Genomic DNA, 16629 nt, shown 5'->3' on the forward strand with positions numbered 1-16629 from the left:
TTTCGCATTTCTCGACTTTGCTTGACCGGACCTTAGAAGTCCATGCCGCCCATGCCGCCGCCGGGGGGCATCGCCGGGCCGGCGCCGCCCTTCTTGGGCAGCTCGGCGACCATGGCTTCCGTGGTGATCAGGAGCGCGGCAACCGAGGCTGCGTTCTGGATCGCGGTACGGACCACCTTGGTCGGGTCGATGATGCCCTTCTTGACGAGGTCGGCGTATTCGCCGGTCTGGGAGTCGAAGCCGTAATTGTAGGCCTTGTTCTCCAGGATCTTGCCGACGATCACCGAGCCGTCTTCACCGGCGTTGATCGCGATCTGGCGAGCGGGAGCCGACAGCGCCTTGCGCACGATCTCGACGCCGGTCTTCTGGTCGTCGTTCTTGGTGCGCAGGCCCTTGAGCTGCTCGGAGGCACGGAGCAGGGCGACGCCGCCGCCCGGGACGATGCCTTCTTCCACGGCTGCGCGGGTCGCATGCATCGCGTCATCAACGCGATCCTTGCGCTCCTTCACCTCGACCTCGGTCGCGCCGCCGACGCGGATCACCGCGACGCCGCCCGCGAGCTTGGCCAGACGCTCCTGGAGCTTCTCGCGGTCGTAGTCCGAGGTGGTCTCCTCGATCTGCGCCTTGATCTGGGCCACGCGCGCCTCGATGTCGGCCTTCTTGCCGGCGCCGTTGACGATCGTGGTGTTCTCCTTGTCGATCATCACCTTCTTGGCGCGACCGAGCATGTTGAGCGTGACGTTCTCAAGCTTGATGCCGAGATCTTCCGAGATCGCCTGGCCGCCGGTCAGGATCGCGATGTCCTGCAGCATGGCCTTGCGACGATCGCCGAAGCCCGGAGCCTTGACGGCCGCGACCTTCAGGCCGCCGCGGAGACGGTTCACGACCAGGGTGGCAAGCGCTTCACCTTCGACGTCCTCGGCGACGATGACCAGCGGCTTGCCGGTCTGCACCACGGCCTCGAGCAGCGGCAGCAGCTCGTTCAGCGAGGAGAGCTTCTTCTCGTTGATGAGGATGTAGGCGTCGTCCATCTCAACGCGCATCTTGTCGGCGTTGGTGACGAAGTAGGGCGAGATGTAGCCGCGGTCGAACTGCATGCCCTCGACGACGTCGAGCTCGGTCTCGAGCGACTTGGCTTCCTCGACGGTGATGACACCCTCGTTGCCGACCTTCTTCATGGCGTCGGAGAGGAACTTGCCGATCTCCTGGTCGCCGTTGGCCGAGATGGTGCCGACCTGGGCGATCTCCTCGTTCGAGGTGACCTTCTTGGAGTTCTTCTGGAGGTCCGCAACGACGGCCTCGACCGCGAGGTCGATACCACGCTTGAGGTCCATCGGGTTCATGCCGGCGGCGACCGACTTGGCGCCTTCCTTCACGATCGCCTGGGCCAGCACGGTGGCGGTGGTGGTGCCGTCGCCGGCCGCGTCAGCGGACTTGGAGGCGACTTCGCGCACCATCTGGGCGCCCATGTTCTCGAACTTGTCGTCGAGCTCGATCTCCTTGGCGACGGTGACGCCGTCCTTGGTGATGCGGGGAGCGCCGAACGACTTGTCGAGCACGACGTTGCGGCCCTTCGGACCGAGCGTGACCTTCACCGCGTTGGCGAGAACGTCGACGCCGCGCAGCATCTTGTCGCGCGCTTCAACCGAGAATTTGACTTCTTTGGCTGCCATCTGGAATTTTCCTTGAGGATGTTGACTGGAGGGAGAGAGGGGCTCTTAGGCCGCCTTCTTCTTGGAAGCGGGGACGTCGAGGACGCCCATGATGTCGCTTTCCTTCATGATCAGCAGGTCTTCGCCGTCGATCTTGACTTCGGTGCCGGACCACTTGCCGAACAGCACGCGGTCGCCGACCTTCAGGTCTATCGGGATCAGCTTGCCGGCTTCGTCGCGGCCACCCGGGCCAACGGCGACGACTTCGCCCTGGGAGGGCTTTTCCTTGGCAGTGTCTGGAATGATGATGCCGCCTGCGGTCTTCTCTTCTGCGTCGATGCGCTTGACCACGACGCGGTCGTGAAGCGGACGGAATTTCATGCAGTCCTCCTAAACATTTGCACGAGTTGAGGATTTTGAGATTGTTAGCAATCGTTGCCCGCGAGTGCTAGCACGGGCGAGGCTGAAATAGGACAGGAATTTTGCGGGGGCAAGGGCTTCTAGCAGAAAAATCGGCACTCAGAAGGCCCAAGTGCCAGAATCTCTTTACCATCGTTAACGAACGCGAGGGCCTCGTGGAGGCCGTATTAGCACGGGGGCGCATCTGCTGCTAACGCTTTGAATTTCAACAGCTTGTTAAACTTTTGGGCTTGAGATGGATTGTCAGTTTGCGTCACATTTCTCTCATGTGAGCGCATCGTTTCCGGGTGGCTCCCGGGGCACCGATCAAGCCACTCCCCGAATGCGCTCCTGCAAAGGAGGTTTGGCATGGGACTGCGCGTTGGGGGCGTTTCCGAGGATTTCCGGAAACAGATGCTGGGTTACGGGCTGACGACGGCACAAATTCTCTACCGGATGCCGGATCACCCGTCGCTGCTGCAGACCTATGTCTGGCAGAACTACGACATGTTTCCGAAATTTCCGGCGCTGACCGACTTCCTGGCCTTCTGGCAGGAGAAGCTCGATGGCCCGCTGCATTCGGTCACGGTCGCCCATTCCAAGCTGATCAAGCCCGCCGAGCTGCGCGCCGTGGACGGCGTGTTCCGGCTGCATTGAGGCGAGCACCGGTCTCGTGGTGTTCCGCTTGAATTGATATCGCGAGCACCAGTCTCGTAGGGTGGGCATAGGCGCGTAAGCGCTGCGCCCACCATCTCTCTCCGATCGCACGCGGAAGGTGGGCACGCTTCCGCCGTCGCTCTTCGAGCTATGGCGGACAAGTCGCTTTGCCCACCCTACGATATCTGCGTTGGAGCTGCGTAGGATGGGTAGAGCGAAGCGAAACCCATCGCCTTGGCAGGCCGAGAGATCATGGGTTTCGCAAGAGCTCTACCCATCCTACGGACCTTCGTTCTGTGCTAGCCTCCGCCCATAACAACAACGGGAGGCGGCCCATGGCCAAGAAATCAAGCAAGAAAGCAAAATCGCGCAGCGCTGCGCAGACCGCGATCAAGAAGCGGAGCGGCACCAAGGCCGCAGCGCGATCCACGGCGCGCAAGGCAGTGAAGGCGAAGGCCCGCACGGCGGCTCCGAAAAAGCCTGCCCGCCCCAAGCAGCGCATCGCCATCAGCCATCACCGCGAGGAAGATTTCAAAGCCGACGGCCTGCGCACCTACGCCAAATACCGTGACCTCGGCATTTCAGATGCGACCCACGGCCTCGCGCAGGCCCATGTGATCCGCCTGCAGGGTCCCTGCAATCCGGATGAGGTCTCAAAGCTGCACTTCCACGACGTCGAATTCCAGATGGTCTACGTGCTCAAGGGCTGGGTGAAGACCTACATGGACGGCCAGGGCGAGAGCCTGATGAAGGAAGGCAGCGCCTGGACCCAGCCGCCGAAGATCAAGCACATGATCCTGGATTATTCGGACGATGTGGAGCTGCTGGAGGTAATCTTGCCGGCAGAGTTCAAGACGGTGGAGCTGAAGGCGTAGGCACGCTCTCTCAGCCGTCATTCCGGGGCGCGCGCAGCGCGAGAATCCATTTCACCGCGTGTGCTGCCGCATGATGGATTCCGGGCTCGCGACTTCGTCGCGCCCCGGAATGACAGCGCGCGATAATCCCTAAAATCCACGCGATCCGAGAAACCGGACCGTTACTAGTTGAAAGGTTCCAGCCACCTGCAGCGCTGGGTGGTAACCAGTCGAGAATATTCCTCGCGTCAACTCAGGGCTGTGAACATGCAGGACATGCTTTCATGGCGACCAACACTTTTGGCCGACGCGGCGTCGTGGCGCCACCACCAAGTGGATCGTTTCAACGCGCATCGCTTCAACCCGTGGCCGCGCCGATCGCGCCTCGGCCATTGCCCAGCGAGGGGACGTTCTTTGCCGACAACAAGCTGCTGGCCGATATCCCCTTCCTCACCATTGGCCTGATCTTCGGTCTGCTGCTGATCTTCGCCCTGCAACGCAGTCTGGCCATCGACGTTGCGCGCGACGGCTCACTCGATGTCCGCTCGCTGATCGCTTACGGCGCGACCAGCTACGATCTGGTTGTTGGAAGGGGAGAGTGGTGGCGGATTGGCCTTGCGCCGCTTCTGCACGGCAGCGATTGGCACCTCATCGGCAACTGCATTGCGCTGTTCATCGTCGGCGTCAGGCTGGAGCCTCTGATCGGCCGTGGCTGGTTTGCGCTGATCTTTGTTGCCAGTGCGCTGGTCGGCGAGGCGGGGTCGCTCCTCGGCAATGCGCCCGGCCAGCCAGGCGTCGGTGCGTCCGGCGCCATTACCGGGCTCATCGCCGCGCTGTTCGTCTCGAGCTTCGATCCGGAAGCGGACGCCGATCAGACGATATCGCGACTGAAGACGTCGCTCTTCTTCGGCGTTCCTGCGCTGCTGCCGCTTGCCTTTGGCGCCTCTGGCAATGTCGACTATTTTGCCCATGCAGGTGGTGCGCTGGCCGGCGGTGTGCTGGCCATCATGCCGTGGCTTCTCTTCCGTTCCTATGACAGCCTGCCGCGGAGCGCGAGCATGACGTTACTCGCAGGATGCGTCGGATCTCTGATCTGCGCCGGCTTCGCCGCTGCTCATTATGCGTCCTACATGGCCGACGCCAGGCAGTATGTCCGAATATCGGAATACCCGGACAAGGGTACCAAGGTGGCTGACCGGTCCTTCGATCTGGTCACGCGCTACCCGAAAGACCCGCGGGCTCATTTTTTCCGTGCGGTCTATTTCCTGGAGCAGGAGAATCTCGGTGCCGCCGAGGCGGAAGTGCGGGCCGCCATGTCGCTCGCAGCCTCGGATGTGGCGGGCGGGCCGGTGCGCTCCGGGGCGCAGGGCTTGATGGCGGTGTTGCTGATGGTGCAGGGACGGACCAGCGAGGCGAAGGCAATGGCGGCCGAGCCGTGCGGTGCCAAGATGGCCGACGTGCGTCGCATCTTGCAGAAGCACAAATTGTGCGGTTGAGCGGGAGTTTGCTGTCATTCCGGGCTCGCGCTATGCGCGCCCCGGAATGACGAGTGGAGAGAGCTAGCTCAGCACCCCCACCACCGCCCCCATCAGACACGTCGTCAGCGTGCCTGATACGATCGATTTCAGTCCGAGCGCATTGATCTCCTCGCGCCGCTCCGGCGCCATCACGCCCAAGCCGCCGATCATGATGCCGAGGCTGGCGAAATTGGCAAAGCCGCACATCGCGTAGAGCATGATCAGGCGCGAGCGCGGATCGAGCGCATCGGCTGGCAGTTTTGACAGATCGACATAGGCGATCAGTTCGTTGAGCACGGTTTTGGTGCCCATCAGGCTGCCGGCGGTGATCGCCTGGTCCCACGGCAGCCCCATCAGCCAGCACACCGGCGCCATCACGAGGCCCAGCAGACGCTGCAGCGAGATCGCGGCGCCGCCGATATCAGGCAGCAATCCGAGCGCGGCGTTGACGAGATAGACCAGCGCCACCAGCACCAGCAGCATCGCGACGATGTTGAGCAGCAGCTCGAGGCCGGCGGTGGTGCCCTTCACGATCGCGTCCATCGTGCTGGCGACGTCCATATCAGGGTCCTCCAGCGCGCCGCCGGTGCGCCTGTCACTCGTCTCCGGCACCATGATCAGGCTGACGAGGATCGCGGCGGGTGCGCCCAGCACCGAGGCGATGACGAAATGGGCGGCTGCGTCGGGGATGAGCGGCGCCAGCAGCGTCGCATAGAGCACCAGCACCGTGCCGGCGATCCCGGCCATGCCGCCGGTCATCACCAGGAACAATTCGCTGCGCGTCATCTGCTTCAGGTACGGCCGCACGAACAGCGGCGCCTCGACCATGCCGAGGAAGATGTTGGCGGCGGTCGACAGGCCTACCGCGCCGCCGACCCCTAACGTGCGCTCCAGCAGCCAGGCCATGCCGCGCACGACCGGAGGCAGCACGCGCCAATAGAACAGCAGCGTCGTCAGCGCGCTCATCACCAGCACGATCGGCAGCGCCTGGAAAGCCAGGATGAAATCGGCCCCCGGGACCTTGAGGTCGAAGGGCAGGGTGCCGCCGCCGACATAGCCGAACACGAAGGCGGAGCCGGCGCGCGAGGCCGCCGAGATCGCGCCGACCGCGTCGTTGATGGCGCCGAAGGCGTGCGCGACGACAGGCAGCTTCAACAGCACGAGCGCGGTGAAGAAGGTCACGACAAGGCTGATCGCGGCCTGCCGCAGCGAGACGGCGCGCCGATTCTCCGCCAGCGCATAGGCGAGCAGCAGCAATGCGAAAATGCCGAGTGCCGATTGCAGCCGCAGCATGATGTCCCCAAACCCTCAATGATTATGGCCGCGCTTGCGTTGCAAACGCAATGCCGGAAGGACACCGGAGCCGCCCGCTGTTGACAAGCCCGTCCGCGTCAGCCACGCGGGGCATCGTCAATATCAGGCGCGGATGGTCCGGAAGGTGAGCCAAAAGGCAAGTGAAGCGCTTAGCGAAGCGCAGCCGGTGACGGCCAGTCCGCCGGTGACGGCCGGCCAGCTCCTCGCCCACCGCGCCTTCCTGTTCTTCCTGCTGTCGCGCAGCCTGTCGCGATTCTCCAGCCAGATCGCGGCGGTCGCGATCGGCTGGCAGATCTACGATCTCACCGGCTCGGCGTTCGATCTCGGCATGGTCGGCCTGGTGCAGTTCCTCCCCACAGCCCTGCTGGTGTTCGTCGCCGGCCACGCCGCCGACCGTTTCGAGCGCAAGCGCGTGGTCCAGCTCTGCCAGCTGGTGGAAGCTGCGACCGCGCTCTATCTCGCAATCATCACTTATCTCGGCGCGGTCGGCGAGGTGCAGATCTTCGTTGCGACCTTCGTGCTTGGCATCGCCGGCGCCTTCGAGAGCCCGACCACCGCGGCGCTGCTGCCGCTGATCGCGCCACAGGGCTCGCTCCAGCGTGCCACCGCCGTGTCCAGCGGCGCGGCGCAGGTCGCGACCATCACGGGCCCTGCGCTCGGTGGTTTTGCCTACGCCATCGCGCCGCATCTGGCTTACGCCGTGATGGTGCTGTTCTGGATTCTCGGGATGATCCTGACCGGCTTCATCCGGCCGCGTCCGCAGGCGATCGCCAAGGACATGGACGATGCCGACAATATCTTCGCCGGCGTCCGCTTCATCCGCAGCAATCCGGCGATCCTCGGCACCATCTCGCTCGATCTGTTCGCGGTGCTGTTCGGCGGCGTCGTCGCGCTGCTGCCGATCTATGCCCGCGACATCCTGCAGACCGGTCCGGTCGGGCTAGGCGTGCTGCGCGCCGCGCCCGCGGTCGGCGCGCTGTTGATGACGGTGGTGCTGGCGCGTCACGCCATCTCGCGGCATGTGGGCCTGCGCATGTTCCAGGCCGTGATCGTGTTCGGCCTCGCCACCATCGTGTTCGCGCTGTCGTCCTGGATGTGGCTGTCGGTGCTCTCGCTCGCCGTCTTGGGCGCGGCCGACACGATCAGCGTCGTGATCCGCTTCTCGCTGGTGCAGCTCGCCACCCCCGACGAGATGCGCGGCCGCGTCGGCGCGGTGAATTTCCTGTTCATCAACGCCTCGAACCAGCTCGGCCAGTTCGAGAGCGGCCTGACGGCGGCTCTGTTCGGCGCCATGCCCGCGGCCGTGCTGGGCGGCGTCTGCACCGTCGCGGTCGCGCTGCTGTGGATGAAGCTGTTCCCCAGCCTGCGGCAGGTGGAGAGCCTGGAGTAGGGCCACCGCTCTCTCCGCGTCATTGCGAGGAGCGAAGCGACGAAGCAATCCAGAATCCCTCCGCGGAAAGACCCTGGATTGCTTCGCTGCGCTCGCAATGACGATTGCGGAGGCGGCGCGGAGCTTTAGTCGACGTCACCCCCACAGTAAGCGCCCCTTGACGCCTACTGTGCATGGGGTTGTTTTCTCAGCTCTTACTTCAGCCCCGCCCCACGAACGGCATCTTCGTCGCCATCACAGTCATGGTCAGCACGTTGGCGTCGAGCGGCAGGCCGGCCATGTAGGCGACGGCGTCGCCGACCGCCTTCGCATCCATGCGCGGCTCGTGCTTGGTGGTGCCGTCGGGCTGCAGCACGCCGGGGCCGTTGACCATGCGGTCGGTCATCGGCGTTGCGGCATTGCCGATGTCGACCTGGCCGACCGCGATGTCATACATGCGGCCGTCGAGGTTGCTGGCCTTGGTCAGGCCGGTGATGGCGTGCTTGGTCGAGGTGTAGGCCGCCGAGAACGGCCGCGGCGCGTGCGCCGAGATCGAGCCGTTGTTGATGATGCGGCCGCCGCGCGGGTTCTGGTCCTTCATGATGCGGAAGGCGTGCTGGGTGCACAGGAACGGGCCGGTGAGGTTGGTGTTCACCACGGCCTGCCACTGCTCGAGGCTGAGGTCCTCGAAGTTGACGGCCGGCGCGCCCATGCCGGCATTGTTGAACAGCACGTCGAGGCGGCCATAGGTCGCCTTCACCTTGTCGAACAGCGCGGCAATGGAATCCGGCTTGGTCATGTCGGCGGTGACGCACAGGCTCTTGCCCGCGGGGCCGAGCTTGGCGGTCTCCTCGAGCATGTCGAGCCGACGGCCGACGAGCACCACGGTGAAGCCGGCGTTCATCAGCGCCAGCGACGCGGCGCGCCCGACGCCGGTGCCGGCGCCCGTCACCAATGCGATCTTTTTCGCTTCACTCATCGTTTCCTGCCTTTTCTCTTGCTGTCAGGTTTTGGGTTCTTTGTCGTTCTTGTAGGGCGGCCGCGGGATGTTCTGATGCGCCGCGCGCAAGGCCGCCGACCAGCGCGAGCGCAGGTCGTGGAAATAGGGCTCGCCCGCCTCGATGCGGTGGTTGAGATCGGCATCGCAGGCGTCCGAGCGCACCACCAGCACGTCGATCGGAAGTCCGACGCCGAGATTGGAGCGCATGGTGGAGTCCATCGAGATCAGGCCGGTCTTCAGCGCCTCGTAGAGCTCGACGTCGTAATGCATGGCGCGGTCGAGCACCGGCTTGCCGTATTTGTGCTCGCCGATCTGCAAGTAGGGCGTGTCGGTGGTGCACTCGATGAAATTGCCGGCGGTGTAGACCATGAACAGGCGCATCCGCGCGCCCTTGATCTGGCCGCCGAACAGGAAGGAGACGTCGAAGGACACGTCCTCGGATTTCAGCGCCGGGCCTTCGGTGGCGTGCACCGCGCGGATCGCCCGGCCGATGCGCTGGGCAGCCTGGAACATGGTCGGCGCATTCATCAGCGTCTCGACCTCGCCGGTGGTGGGGTCCTCCAGGCCTTCGGTCAGGGTGGACAGCACCGACTGGCTGATGGCGAGGTTGCCGGCGCTGGCGATCGCCATGATGCGCTCGCCGGGTTTTGAGAAGATGTGCAGCTTGCGGAAGGTCGAGACGTTGTCGAGGCCGGCATTGGTGCGGGTATCGGCGATCATCACCAGACCGTCCCGAACCAGGATTCCGCAGCAATAGGTCATTTCCAGTCCCCGAACGCGTTTGCGCGGAATTACTAGCCAATTTCGGGGAGGCATGAAACCCCCCGATTCCCGGGGGGATAGGCCGTCATTCCGGGGCGCGCGTCAGCGCGAGCCCGGAATCCATTCGTCCACTAACCTGTGCCGCCTGATGGATTCCGGGCTCGCGCTGCGCGCGCCCCGGAATGACAGCTAGCTCAATCCGCCGCATCCACCAGAAACGCCGCATCGACGGGCACGCCGAGCGCCGTGACCAGCCGGTTCGTCTCGGCGGCCATGCCGACGATGGCGAGCAGCTCGCCATATTCGGCTTCGGTCATGCCCTTGGCCCTTGCGGCGGCGGTGTGGGAATGGATGCAGTAGCTGCAGCCGTGCGCGATCGACACCGCGACATAGATCATCTCCTTGACCTTGGGATCGAGCGTGCCCGGACCCATCACCTCCTTGATGCTCTCCCAGGTCCGCCGCAGCGTCTTCGGATCATGTGCCAGCGCGCGCCAGAAATTGTTGACGAAGTCCGACTTCCGCACCTTGCGGATATCGTCGAAAACGGCGCGCGCCTCGGTGGAGAGTTCATCGTCCGACAGCAGCTTCACGGTCGCCATGGGGGTCCTCGCGGGGTCAGGTCTGATCCCGCGAGTGTAGCACGGCTCGCACGGTCAGCCGGCATGCGCGGTCGAACGACGCAAGGCCAGCTTGCCGATGTCGACATACTGTCTCTGCTGCGCGTGAGCGTGCTGAGCTGCGACATGGAGGTCGCGCAGACGCCGCTGCAACGGCGAAGTGTCGTAGACCGCGCTGCTTCCGGCCAGCGCAAAGCAGGCATCGGCGATGCGGACGCAGGTCGTGGCGAGCCAGGTCGCGGATCGAGCCCCTTCGATGACGAGGTCTTCGTCGTTCAGCGTTCCCGACACCGCGTGACGCCAGTGGCTGGCGGCCTGGGCCTCTTGAAACGCCCGCGCGGCCGCCAGGTCAGCGGAAATCCGGCCGAGCTCGTAATGGAAGGTCTCGGACTCCCGCATCGGCACGGCCGCATACAATTGCTGCCTTCCGGTATCGGCAAGCGCGAGCAGTTCATCGACGGCGCCCTCCGCCATGCCTAGCGTGACTGCGCCGTGCACCAGGGGCAGCCATTGCCGCACCGCCTGATAGAGCGGACCCGGCTGCTGCGGGCCTGCTTCGAGATCGATGAAATCCGCCTCGGGAACCAGCGTCTCCTTCAGCGTGACGTGATGGCTGGCGGTGCCCTTGAGGCCCGCCGCGTGCCAGGTGTCCTCGATCTCCCAGTCGCGCGCCGGCAGCGCCACGACGCGAACCTGCGGCTTGCCCTGCGCGCCCGGGATCGGTTTGCCATTCTCGGTGACGATGCAGAACCCGCCGATCCATTCGGCATGCGTGCAACCGCTGACAAACGGCCAGCGGCCCTTGACGCGATAGCCGCCGTCCACGCGCTCTGCCGTTCCACCGGGTTGGGACGAGCCGCAGATCGCCGTATCAGGCCCGTCCTGATAGATGCGCTTGTACAATTCCGGGCGTGACGCGGCGACGAACAGGCTGCTGGCTCCCGCGACGACCGTGATCCAGCCGATCGAGCCGTCGAGACGGGCAAGTGCCCTGATGACCTCCATTCCGGCCGGAAAATCCAGCTCCAGCCCGCCATGGCTTCGCGGCACGAACATGCGAAAGATCCCGATCGCCTTCAGCCGCTCCACGATATCAGGCGAGACGCAGCGCGCGGCTTCCATCTCGGCGGCGCGAGCCTTGATCGACGGCGCCAGTTTCTGGATGCCCGCAAGCATGTCCTTGTGGGGATCGCGCAGTTGCACGGAATGTGTTTTGGTCTTTTCTTGAAGCCGCATCTGTCTCAACCTCTGTTGCGGAAACGGATCGCAACGAAGGTTGAACGGATGGCGCTACGGCGCGGTTTCAGCGCGACGGTCGTCGATTACAGCTGTAACGCTGCGCCTAGCCCTGCCGCTGGGACTGCGATTGCGACTGGCCGCCGCGGCCGGCCTGGTCGACCTTGACCGCCACCGTCAGCGTCTCCATGCCGCCGCCGTAGCGGGTGCCGCGCACGGGCGCTGCGCCGAGATAATCGAGCCCAATGGCGACGCGGACATGGGCGTCGGTGGCGCAGATGCTGTTGGCGGGATCGAAGCCGACCCAGCCGAGGTCAGGCACGTAGGCCTCCGCCCAGGCGTGGCCGGCGTCCTGGTGCACGGTGCCATCGGCACGCAGGAAGTGGCCGGAGACGAAGCGCGCCGGCACGCCGCCGGTGCGGGCGCAGGCGATGAAGATGTGCGCATAGTCCTGGCAGACGCCGCGCTTGAGCGTGAAGGCTTCGGCCGCCGAGGTGCCGCTGTTGGTCGGGTCCTCGTCGAAGGTCATGTGGTCGCTGATCTCAGTCATCAGCGTGTGCAGGAAGCCGAGCGTGTCGTTCTCGGCCTCGCTGCGCAGCTGGCGCGCCACCGCCATCATCGCCGGATTGACGGAGGTGAGGTCGGTCGTGCGCAGGAACATGCCGGCCGGAAAACGCTCGTCGGCGCCGCGCAGCACGCCACCGGTATCGTGGGTCTCGATCAGGCCCTCGGCGGTGATCCTGATGTCGCCGACGGGGCCGCAGGACAGCACATGGATGACGTTGCCGAACGCGTCCTCATGGGTGTCGAGCTTGGTGTCGGTGGAGACGTCGATCTGCCATTCCGCCACATATTGCCCGTCATGGCTGCCCGGCGTCATGCGCAGGATCTGGATCACGCTGGTCGCCGCCGGCTCGTAGCGATAGGTCGTGGTGTGCTGGATTCGCAGGCGCATGGTGGACCGTTGTTCTAAAGCCGTCATTCCGGGGCGATGCGCCAGCATCGAACCCGGAATCTCGAGATTCCGGGTTCGGTCCATCGGACCGCCCCGGAATGACGGCGTGTATCAGATCAAATACTGCTTCGTGATGATTTCGCCCAGCCTGGAATTATCCGCGATGAATTCCTGAATGAATTCATGCACGCCGTGCTGGAAAATGTCGTTCATGTTGCTGTGTTCCAGCCGGTTGCGGATGCCGCGGGCGTGGCGCTGGGCCGGGCCCTGGCGGCCATAGGCGACGCCGATCTGGTCGAGGTTGCGCACGAGATTGCCGTAGCAGCTGGCAAGCGAGCGCGGCAGCGTGTCGTTGAGGATGAGCAGGTCCGCGATCAGCCAGGGCTTCAGCGTCTCGCGATAGACCCAGTGATAGGCCGTCAGCGCCGAGACCGAGCGCAGGATCGAGCTCCACTGGTAGAAGTCGAGCGGGCCCCCGACATGCTCCTCCTCGGGCAGCAGCACGTGATACTTCACGTCGAGGATGCGCGCGGTGTTGTCGGCGCGTTCCAGATGCACGCCCATCCGCGAGAACCAGTAGGCGTCGTTGCGCAGCATGGTCCGGTAGGCCGAGCCGTCGAAGCGCAGCGAGGTCTCCTGCACGAAGCGCAGGAATTTTGCGAGGTCCTCGCGCGTCGAGGTGCCCTTGCTCCAGACCGCCTGGAGCTCGATCCAGGCCGAGTTGATGGTGTCCCACATCTCGCTGGTCAGCGCGGTGCGCACCGAGCGCGAGTTCAGCCGCGCCGCCTCGATGCAGTTCCGGATCGAGGAGGGGTTATCCGCGGAGAACGAGAGATAGTCGACGACGTTGTGCTCGTTGGCTTCCTCATAGGTCTGGTAGAAGCTGGCGGCGACGCCGGCGGTGAGCAGCGCGGAGTCCCATTCATTGGTCTTGCCGATATAGGCGGCGGGCAAGGCTGTGACGCGCAAGGTCGCATCGATGGTGCGCGCGAGATACTCGGCCCGTTCGACGTAGCGGGCGAGCCAGTAGAGGTTTTCGGCGGTACGCGACAGCATTCTCTCTACTCGTCCAGAATCCAGGTGTCTTTGGTGCCGCCGCCCTGGCTCGAATTCACCACGAGCGAACCTTCCTTCAGCGCGACGCGCGTCAGCCCGCCCGGCACGATCGTGGTGCGCTTGCTGCCGGTGAGCACGAAGGGCCTGAGGTCGACGTGGCGCGGCGCAAGGCCACTTGCCGTGCAGGTCGGGCAGGTCGAGAGCGCCAGCGTCGGCTGGGCGATGAAGCCTTCCGGCTCGCGCTTGAGCTTTTCGCGGAACGCCTCGATCGTCGCTTTCGTCGCGGCGGGGCCGATCAGCATGCCGTAGCCGCCGGAGCCGTGCACCTCCTTGACGACGAGCTCGCCGAGATTGTCCAGCACGTAAGCCAGATCCTTCGGCTCACGGCAGCGCCAGGTCTGCACGTTCTTCAGGATCGGCTCCTCGCCGAGATAGAATTTCACGATGTCAGGCATGTAGGAGTAGATCGCCTTGTCGTCGGCGATGCCGGTGCCGACAGCGTTGGCGAGCGTGATATTGCCGGCCGCATAGGCCGACATCAGCCCGGGCACGCCGAGCACGGAGTCGGGGCGGAAGGTGAGGGGATCGAGGAAATCGTCGTCGACGCGGCGATAGATCACGTCGACCCGCTTCAGCCCTTCCGTCGTCCGCATGAACACTTCGTTGTTCTTGACGATGAGGTCGCGGCCCTCGACCAGCTCGATACCGAGCTTGTCGGCGAGGAAGGAGTGCTCGTAATAGGCGGAATTGTAGACGCCCGGCGTCAGCAGCGCGACGGTCGGCTCTCCGGAGGCGCTTTGCGGCGCGACCGAGCGCAAGGCCGCGAGCAGCTCGTCCGGATAGCGTTCGACCGGCGCCACCTTGTGGCGGGCGAACAGATCCGGAAACAGCCGCATCATGATCTCGCGGTTTTCCAGCATGTAGGACACGCCCGACGGCGTGCGCGCATTGTCCTCCAGCACGATGAAGTCCTCGGCGTCGACCCGGACGATGTCGATGCCGGCGATGTGCACGTAGACGTCGTGCGGCACCTGCTGGCCGTTCATCTCGGGGCGGAAGACCGGGTTCTGGAAGATCAGATCGTCAGGCACGACCTCCGCGCGCAGGATGTCGCGGCCGTGATAGATGTCGCGCAGGAACATGTTGAGCGCGCGCACGCGCTGCTTCAGGCCCTTCTCCAGCAGCGCCCATTCCTTGCCGGACATGATCCTGGGAATCACGTCGAACGGGATCAGGCGCTCGGTGGACTCGGCCTCGCCATAGACCGCGAAGGTGATGCCGATGCGGCGAAACAGGAGCTCGGCTTCCTGGCGGCGATATTCGAGCGCCTCGGGCGGCGTCTCTTTGAGCCAGCGTGCCAGCTCCTGATAGGCGGGGCGAAGGTCCCCGCCGGGAATATTCATTTCGTCAAACGCGATTGCCATAGATCCCGACTTGTCTCCGCAAGGCGTTGCGCCAATGGTCAGGTCGGTGAGGTCCAGGTGCAGACCGCAACGTCCTGTGGCCATGCGGCAAGAGTGCATGACTTTCATGTGGTAGCAAGGGCCGGGCCAGCGCGATAAGCATGGTGGAGGGGCATTTGCCGGGGACGACTGGCGGCTTGCCTGAAAAAATGGCTGAGGACTGCTTATTTCGGCAGCAAAACCGCGTGACTTCAACGCGTTACCTCGGCAAAGTCGAGACGACAGGTGAGGGACTGAAGGCAATGAGCGAGATCGTCACGGCGGGCATTCTGGTCATCGGGGATGAAATCCTGTCCGGCCGGACCAAAGACAAGAATATCGGCTTCATCGCCGAATACCTGACCAATATCGGCATCGACCTGAAGGAAGTCCGGGTCGTCTCCGACGACGAGGCCGACATCATCGCCGCGTTGGATGCGCTGCGGCATCGCTACACCTATGTCTTCACCACCGGCGGCATCGGGCCGACCCATGACGACATCACCGCCGACAGCGTCGCCAAGGCCTTCGGCGTCGGCATCGACCATCATCCGGAAGTGGTCGCCCGCTTCCGCGAGCGCTGGAGCGAGCAGGACCTCAACGAGGCCCGCCTGCGCATGGCCCGCATCCCCGACGGCGCCGAGCTGATCCAGAGTGCGACCATCCTCGCGCCCGGCTTCAAGATCGGCAATGTCATCGTCATGGCCGGCGTGCCCTCGATCATGCAGGCGATGATGGACATCGTCTCGCCCAAGCTGAAATCCGGCGTGCGCATGCTGTCCGAATCGGTCCGCGCCAATGCGCGGGAAGGCGACATCGGCAGCCCGCTGCGGGCGATCGCGGAGGCTCACCCGGACACCATCATCGGCAGCTATCCTTTCATGGATGAAGAGCAGAAGCCCAACACCAATCTGGTGGTACGCTCGCGCGATGCGGATAAGCTGGCGGCAGCGATGGCGGCGGTGAAGGACATGCTGGCGGGATTGAACATCACCCGCTAAAGCGCCGGGCCCGGCGCTTTAGCGTTTTATTCGAGCATGATCTTGTCGGAAAACCGCTGCACACTTTTCCGGATCATGCTTTCGCGCCCGGCTTGCCGGACGTGTGACGAAGCAGGAGACGACAATGGCTGGTGAAGCACCGGAACTGAATGCGCAGGAGAAGGCCGGCAAGGCCTTCCCGGTGTCCTGGGACCAGTTCCACAGGGATTGCCGGGCGCTGACCTGGCGCCTCAACGAGGTCGGCCCGTTCCACGCGGTGATCGCGATCACCCGCGGCGGTCTGGTGCCGGCCGCGATCGTGGCCCGTGAGCTCGGCGTGCGCGTGATCGATACGGTCTGCATCGCCAGCTACGATCACAACAAGCAGGGCGAGCTTCAGGTGCTCAAGGGCATTTCCGAGGCGGCCATGAAGCTCGGCAACGGCACCGGCAAGGGGCTTTTGATCGTCGACGACCTCGTCGACACCGGCAAGACCGGCAGAATGGTACGCGAGATGCTGCCGGATGCACATTTCGCCACGGTCTATGCCAAGCCGATGGGACGTCCGCTGGTCGACACCTTCATCACCGAAGTGTCGCAGGACACGTGGATATTCTTCCCGTGGGACACCGCGCTGTCGTACCATCCACCGCTGCGCGACGGGGCGGCGTAGTTTTTCTTCGCCTCTCCCCGCGTGCGGGGAGAGGCCGCGCCGTAGGCGCGGGTGAGGGGGACTCTCCGCGAGTCCAGCTCTCACCGAGTTTGCGGAGGCTCCCCCTCATCCCGACCTTCTCCCCGCACGCGGGGAGAAGGAGA

Annotated in this window: 16 protein-coding genes; 6 read left to right on the forward strand and 10 right to left on the reverse strand. The window is 64.4% G+C overall.

The features are described from left to right. Positions 1-32: 32 nt before the first annotated feature. A complete protein-coding gene (gene groL / locus BRAGE_RS0107860) occupies positions 33-1673 on the reverse strand; it encodes a chaperonin GroEL (RefSeq protein ID WP_027560140.1) in 1641 nt (546 codons plus the stop codon). 45 nt (positions 1674-1718) lie between these two features. Further along, positions 1719-2033, reverse strand: coding sequence for a co-chaperone GroES (gene groES / locus BRAGE_RS0107865; protein WP_027560139.1), 315 nt, complete (start codon positions 2031-2033; stop codon positions 1719-1721). Between the two features lie 387 nt (positions 2034-2420). Between groES and BRAGE_RS0107870 the strand changes: the two genes are divergently transcribed. From BRAGE_RS0107870 to BRAGE_RS0107880, 3 genes are all read left to right on the forward strand, one after another. Beyond that, on the forward strand, positions 2421-2708 hold the full coding sequence (locus tag BRAGE_RS0107870; protein WP_027560138.1) for an usg protein: 288 nt from the start codon (positions 2421-2423) through the stop codon (positions 2706-2708). A gap of 335 nt (positions 2709-3043) precedes the next feature. Beyond that, positions 3044-3583, forward strand: a complete 540-nt coding sequence (locus BRAGE_RS0107875; RefSeq protein ID WP_027560137.1) for a cupin domain-containing protein — start codon at positions 3044-3046, stop codon at positions 3581-3583. Positions 3584-3846: 263 nt separating this feature from the next. After that, positions 3847-5058, forward strand: coding sequence for a rhomboid family protein (locus BRAGE_RS0107880; RefSeq protein WP_027560136.1), 1212 nt, complete (start codon positions 3847-3849; stop codon positions 5056-5058). Positions 5059-5121: 63 nt separating this feature from the next. Here the strand turns inward: BRAGE_RS0107880 and BRAGE_RS0107885 are convergent, their stop codons facing one another. Beyond that, positions 5122-6372, reverse strand: coding sequence for a NupC/NupG family nucleoside CNT transporter (locus tag BRAGE_RS0107885; RefSeq protein WP_027560135.1), 1251 nt, complete (start codon positions 6370-6372; stop codon positions 5122-5124). A gap of 187 nt (positions 6373-6559) precedes the next feature. Here BRAGE_RS0107885 and BRAGE_RS0107890 point away from each other — a divergent pair, with 187 nt between their 5' ends. Then, positions 6560-7783, forward strand: coding sequence for an MFS transporter (locus BRAGE_RS0107890; RefSeq protein ID WP_027560134.1), 1224 nt, complete (start codon positions 6560-6562; stop codon positions 7781-7783). A gap of 199 nt (positions 7784-7982) precedes the next feature. Here BRAGE_RS0107890 and BRAGE_RS0107895 read toward each other — a convergent pair whose 3' ends face one another. From BRAGE_RS0107895 to BRAGE_RS0107925, 7 genes are all read right to left on the reverse strand, one after another. Further along, positions 7983-8741 carry an SDR family oxidoreductase gene (locus tag BRAGE_RS0107895; protein ID WP_027560133.1) on the reverse strand — a complete coding sequence of 253 codons (759 nt, stop codon included), beginning with the start codon at positions 8739-8741 and terminating at the stop codon, positions 7983-7985. Positions 8742-8765: 24 nt separating this feature from the next. Then, on the reverse strand, positions 8766-9524 hold the full coding sequence (locus BRAGE_RS0107900) for a proteasome-type protease (RefSeq protein WP_027560132.1): 759 nt from the start codon (positions 9522-9524) through the stop codon (positions 8766-8768). Positions 9525-9718: 194 nt separating this feature from the next. Continuing rightward, on the reverse strand, positions 9719-10126 hold the full coding sequence (locus BRAGE_RS0107905; RefSeq protein WP_027560131.1) for a carboxymuconolactone decarboxylase family protein: 408 nt from the start codon (positions 10124-10126) through the stop codon (positions 9719-9721). Between the two features lie 54 nt (positions 10127-10180). After that, a complete protein-coding gene (locus BRAGE_RS0107910; protein WP_027560130.1) occupies positions 10181-11380 on the reverse strand; it encodes a flavin-dependent monooxygenase in 1200 nt (399 codons plus the stop codon). A gap of 106 nt (positions 11381-11486) precedes the next feature. After that, positions 11487-12335 (reverse strand): transglutaminase family protein, encoded by an 849-nt coding sequence (locus tag BRAGE_RS0107915; protein WP_027560129.1) that lies wholly within the window; start codon positions 12333-12335, stop codon positions 11487-11489. Positions 12336-12446: 111 nt separating this feature from the next. Further along, positions 12447-13391 (reverse strand): alpha-E domain-containing protein, encoded by a 945-nt coding sequence (locus tag BRAGE_RS0107920; protein ID WP_027560128.1) that lies wholly within the window; start codon positions 13389-13391, stop codon positions 12447-12449. A gap of 5 nt (positions 13392-13396) precedes the next feature. Next, positions 13397-14815: a circularly permuted type 2 ATP-grasp protein gene (locus tag BRAGE_RS0107925; protein WP_027560127.1), complete on the reverse strand. Its 1419-nt coding sequence runs from the start codon at positions 14813-14815 to the stop codon at positions 13397-13399. Between the two features lie 281 nt (positions 14816-15096). Here BRAGE_RS0107925 and BRAGE_RS0107930 point away from each other — a divergent pair, with 281 nt between their 5' ends. Together BRAGE_RS0107930 and gpt are read left to right on the forward strand one after the other, a co-directional pair. Continuing rightward, positions 15097-15834 carry a competence/damage-inducible protein A gene (locus tag BRAGE_RS0107930; protein WP_027560126.1) on the forward strand — a complete coding sequence of 246 codons (738 nt, stop codon included), beginning with the start codon at positions 15097-15099 and terminating at the stop codon, positions 15832-15834. A gap of 124 nt (positions 15835-15958) precedes the next feature. Further along, on the forward strand, positions 15959-16486 hold the full coding sequence (gpt, locus tag BRAGE_RS0107935) for a xanthine phosphoribosyltransferase (RefSeq protein ID WP_027560125.1): 528 nt from the start codon (positions 15959-15961) through the stop codon (positions 16484-16486). Positions 16487-16629: the final 143 nt, after the last annotated feature.

Source organism: Bradyrhizobium genosp. SA-4 str. CB756, from assembly GCF_000473125.1.
GTDB lineage: Bacteria > Pseudomonadota > Alphaproteobacteria > Rhizobiales > Xanthobacteraceae > Bradyrhizobium > Bradyrhizobium arachidis.

Excerpts from the sequence above, each read along its gene's own strand:
- groL (WP_027560140.1), bottom strand. The coding sequence starts at position 1,673 with ATGGCAGCCAAAGAAGTCAAATTCTCGGTTGAAGCGCGCGACAAGATG.
- gpt (WP_027560125.1), top strand. The coding sequence starts at position 15,959 with ATGGCTGGTGAAGCACCGGAACTGAATGCGCAGGAGAAGGCCGGCAAG.
- BRAGE_RS0107875 (WP_027560137.1), top strand. The coding sequence starts at position 3,044 with ATGGCCAAGAAATCAAGCAAGAAAGCAAAATCGCGCAGCGCTGCGCAG.
- BRAGE_RS0107910 (WP_027560130.1), bottom strand. The coding sequence starts at position 11,380 with ATGCGGCTTCAAGAAAAGACCAAAACACATTCCGTGCAACTGCGCGAT.
- BRAGE_RS0107895 (WP_027560133.1), bottom strand. The coding sequence starts at position 8,741 with ATGAGTGAAGCGAAAAAGATCGCATTGGTGACGGGCGCCGGCACCGGC.
- BRAGE_RS0107920 (WP_027560128.1), bottom strand. The coding sequence starts at position 13,391 with ATGCTGTCGCGTACCGCCGAAAACCTCTACTGGCTCGCCCGCTACGTC.
- BRAGE_RS0107930 (WP_027560126.1), top strand. The coding sequence starts at position 15,097 with ATGAGCGAGATCGTCACGGCGGGCATTCTGGTCATCGGGGATGAAATC.
- BRAGE_RS0107905 (WP_027560131.1), bottom strand. The coding sequence starts at position 10,126 with ATGGCGACCGTGAAGCTGCTGTCGGACGATGAACTCTCCACCGAGGCG.
- groES (WP_027560139.1), bottom strand. The coding sequence starts at position 2,033 with ATGAAATTCCGTCCGCTTCACGACCGCGTCGTGGTCAAGCGCATCGAC.
- BRAGE_RS0107880 (WP_027560136.1), top strand. The coding sequence starts at position 3,847 with ATGGCGACCAACACTTTTGGCCGACGCGGCGTCGTGGCGCCACCACCA.
- BRAGE_RS0107915 (WP_027560129.1), bottom strand. The coding sequence starts at position 12,335 with ATGCGCCTGCGAATCCAGCACACCACGACCTATCGCTACGAGCCGGCG.
- BRAGE_RS0107870 (WP_027560138.1), top strand. The coding sequence starts at position 2,421 with ATGGGACTGCGCGTTGGGGGCGTTTCCGAGGATTTCCGGAAACAGATG.
- BRAGE_RS0107925 (WP_027560127.1), bottom strand. The coding sequence starts at position 14,815 with ATGGCAATCGCGTTTGACGAAATGAATATTCCCGGCGGGGACCTTCGC.
- BRAGE_RS0107885 (WP_027560135.1), bottom strand. The coding sequence starts at position 6,372 with ATGCTGCGGCTGCAATCGGCACTCGGCATTTTCGCATTGCTGCTGCTC.
- BRAGE_RS0107900 (WP_027560132.1), bottom strand. The coding sequence starts at position 9,524 with ATGACCTATTGCTGCGGAATCCTGGTTCGGGACGGTCTGGTGATGATC.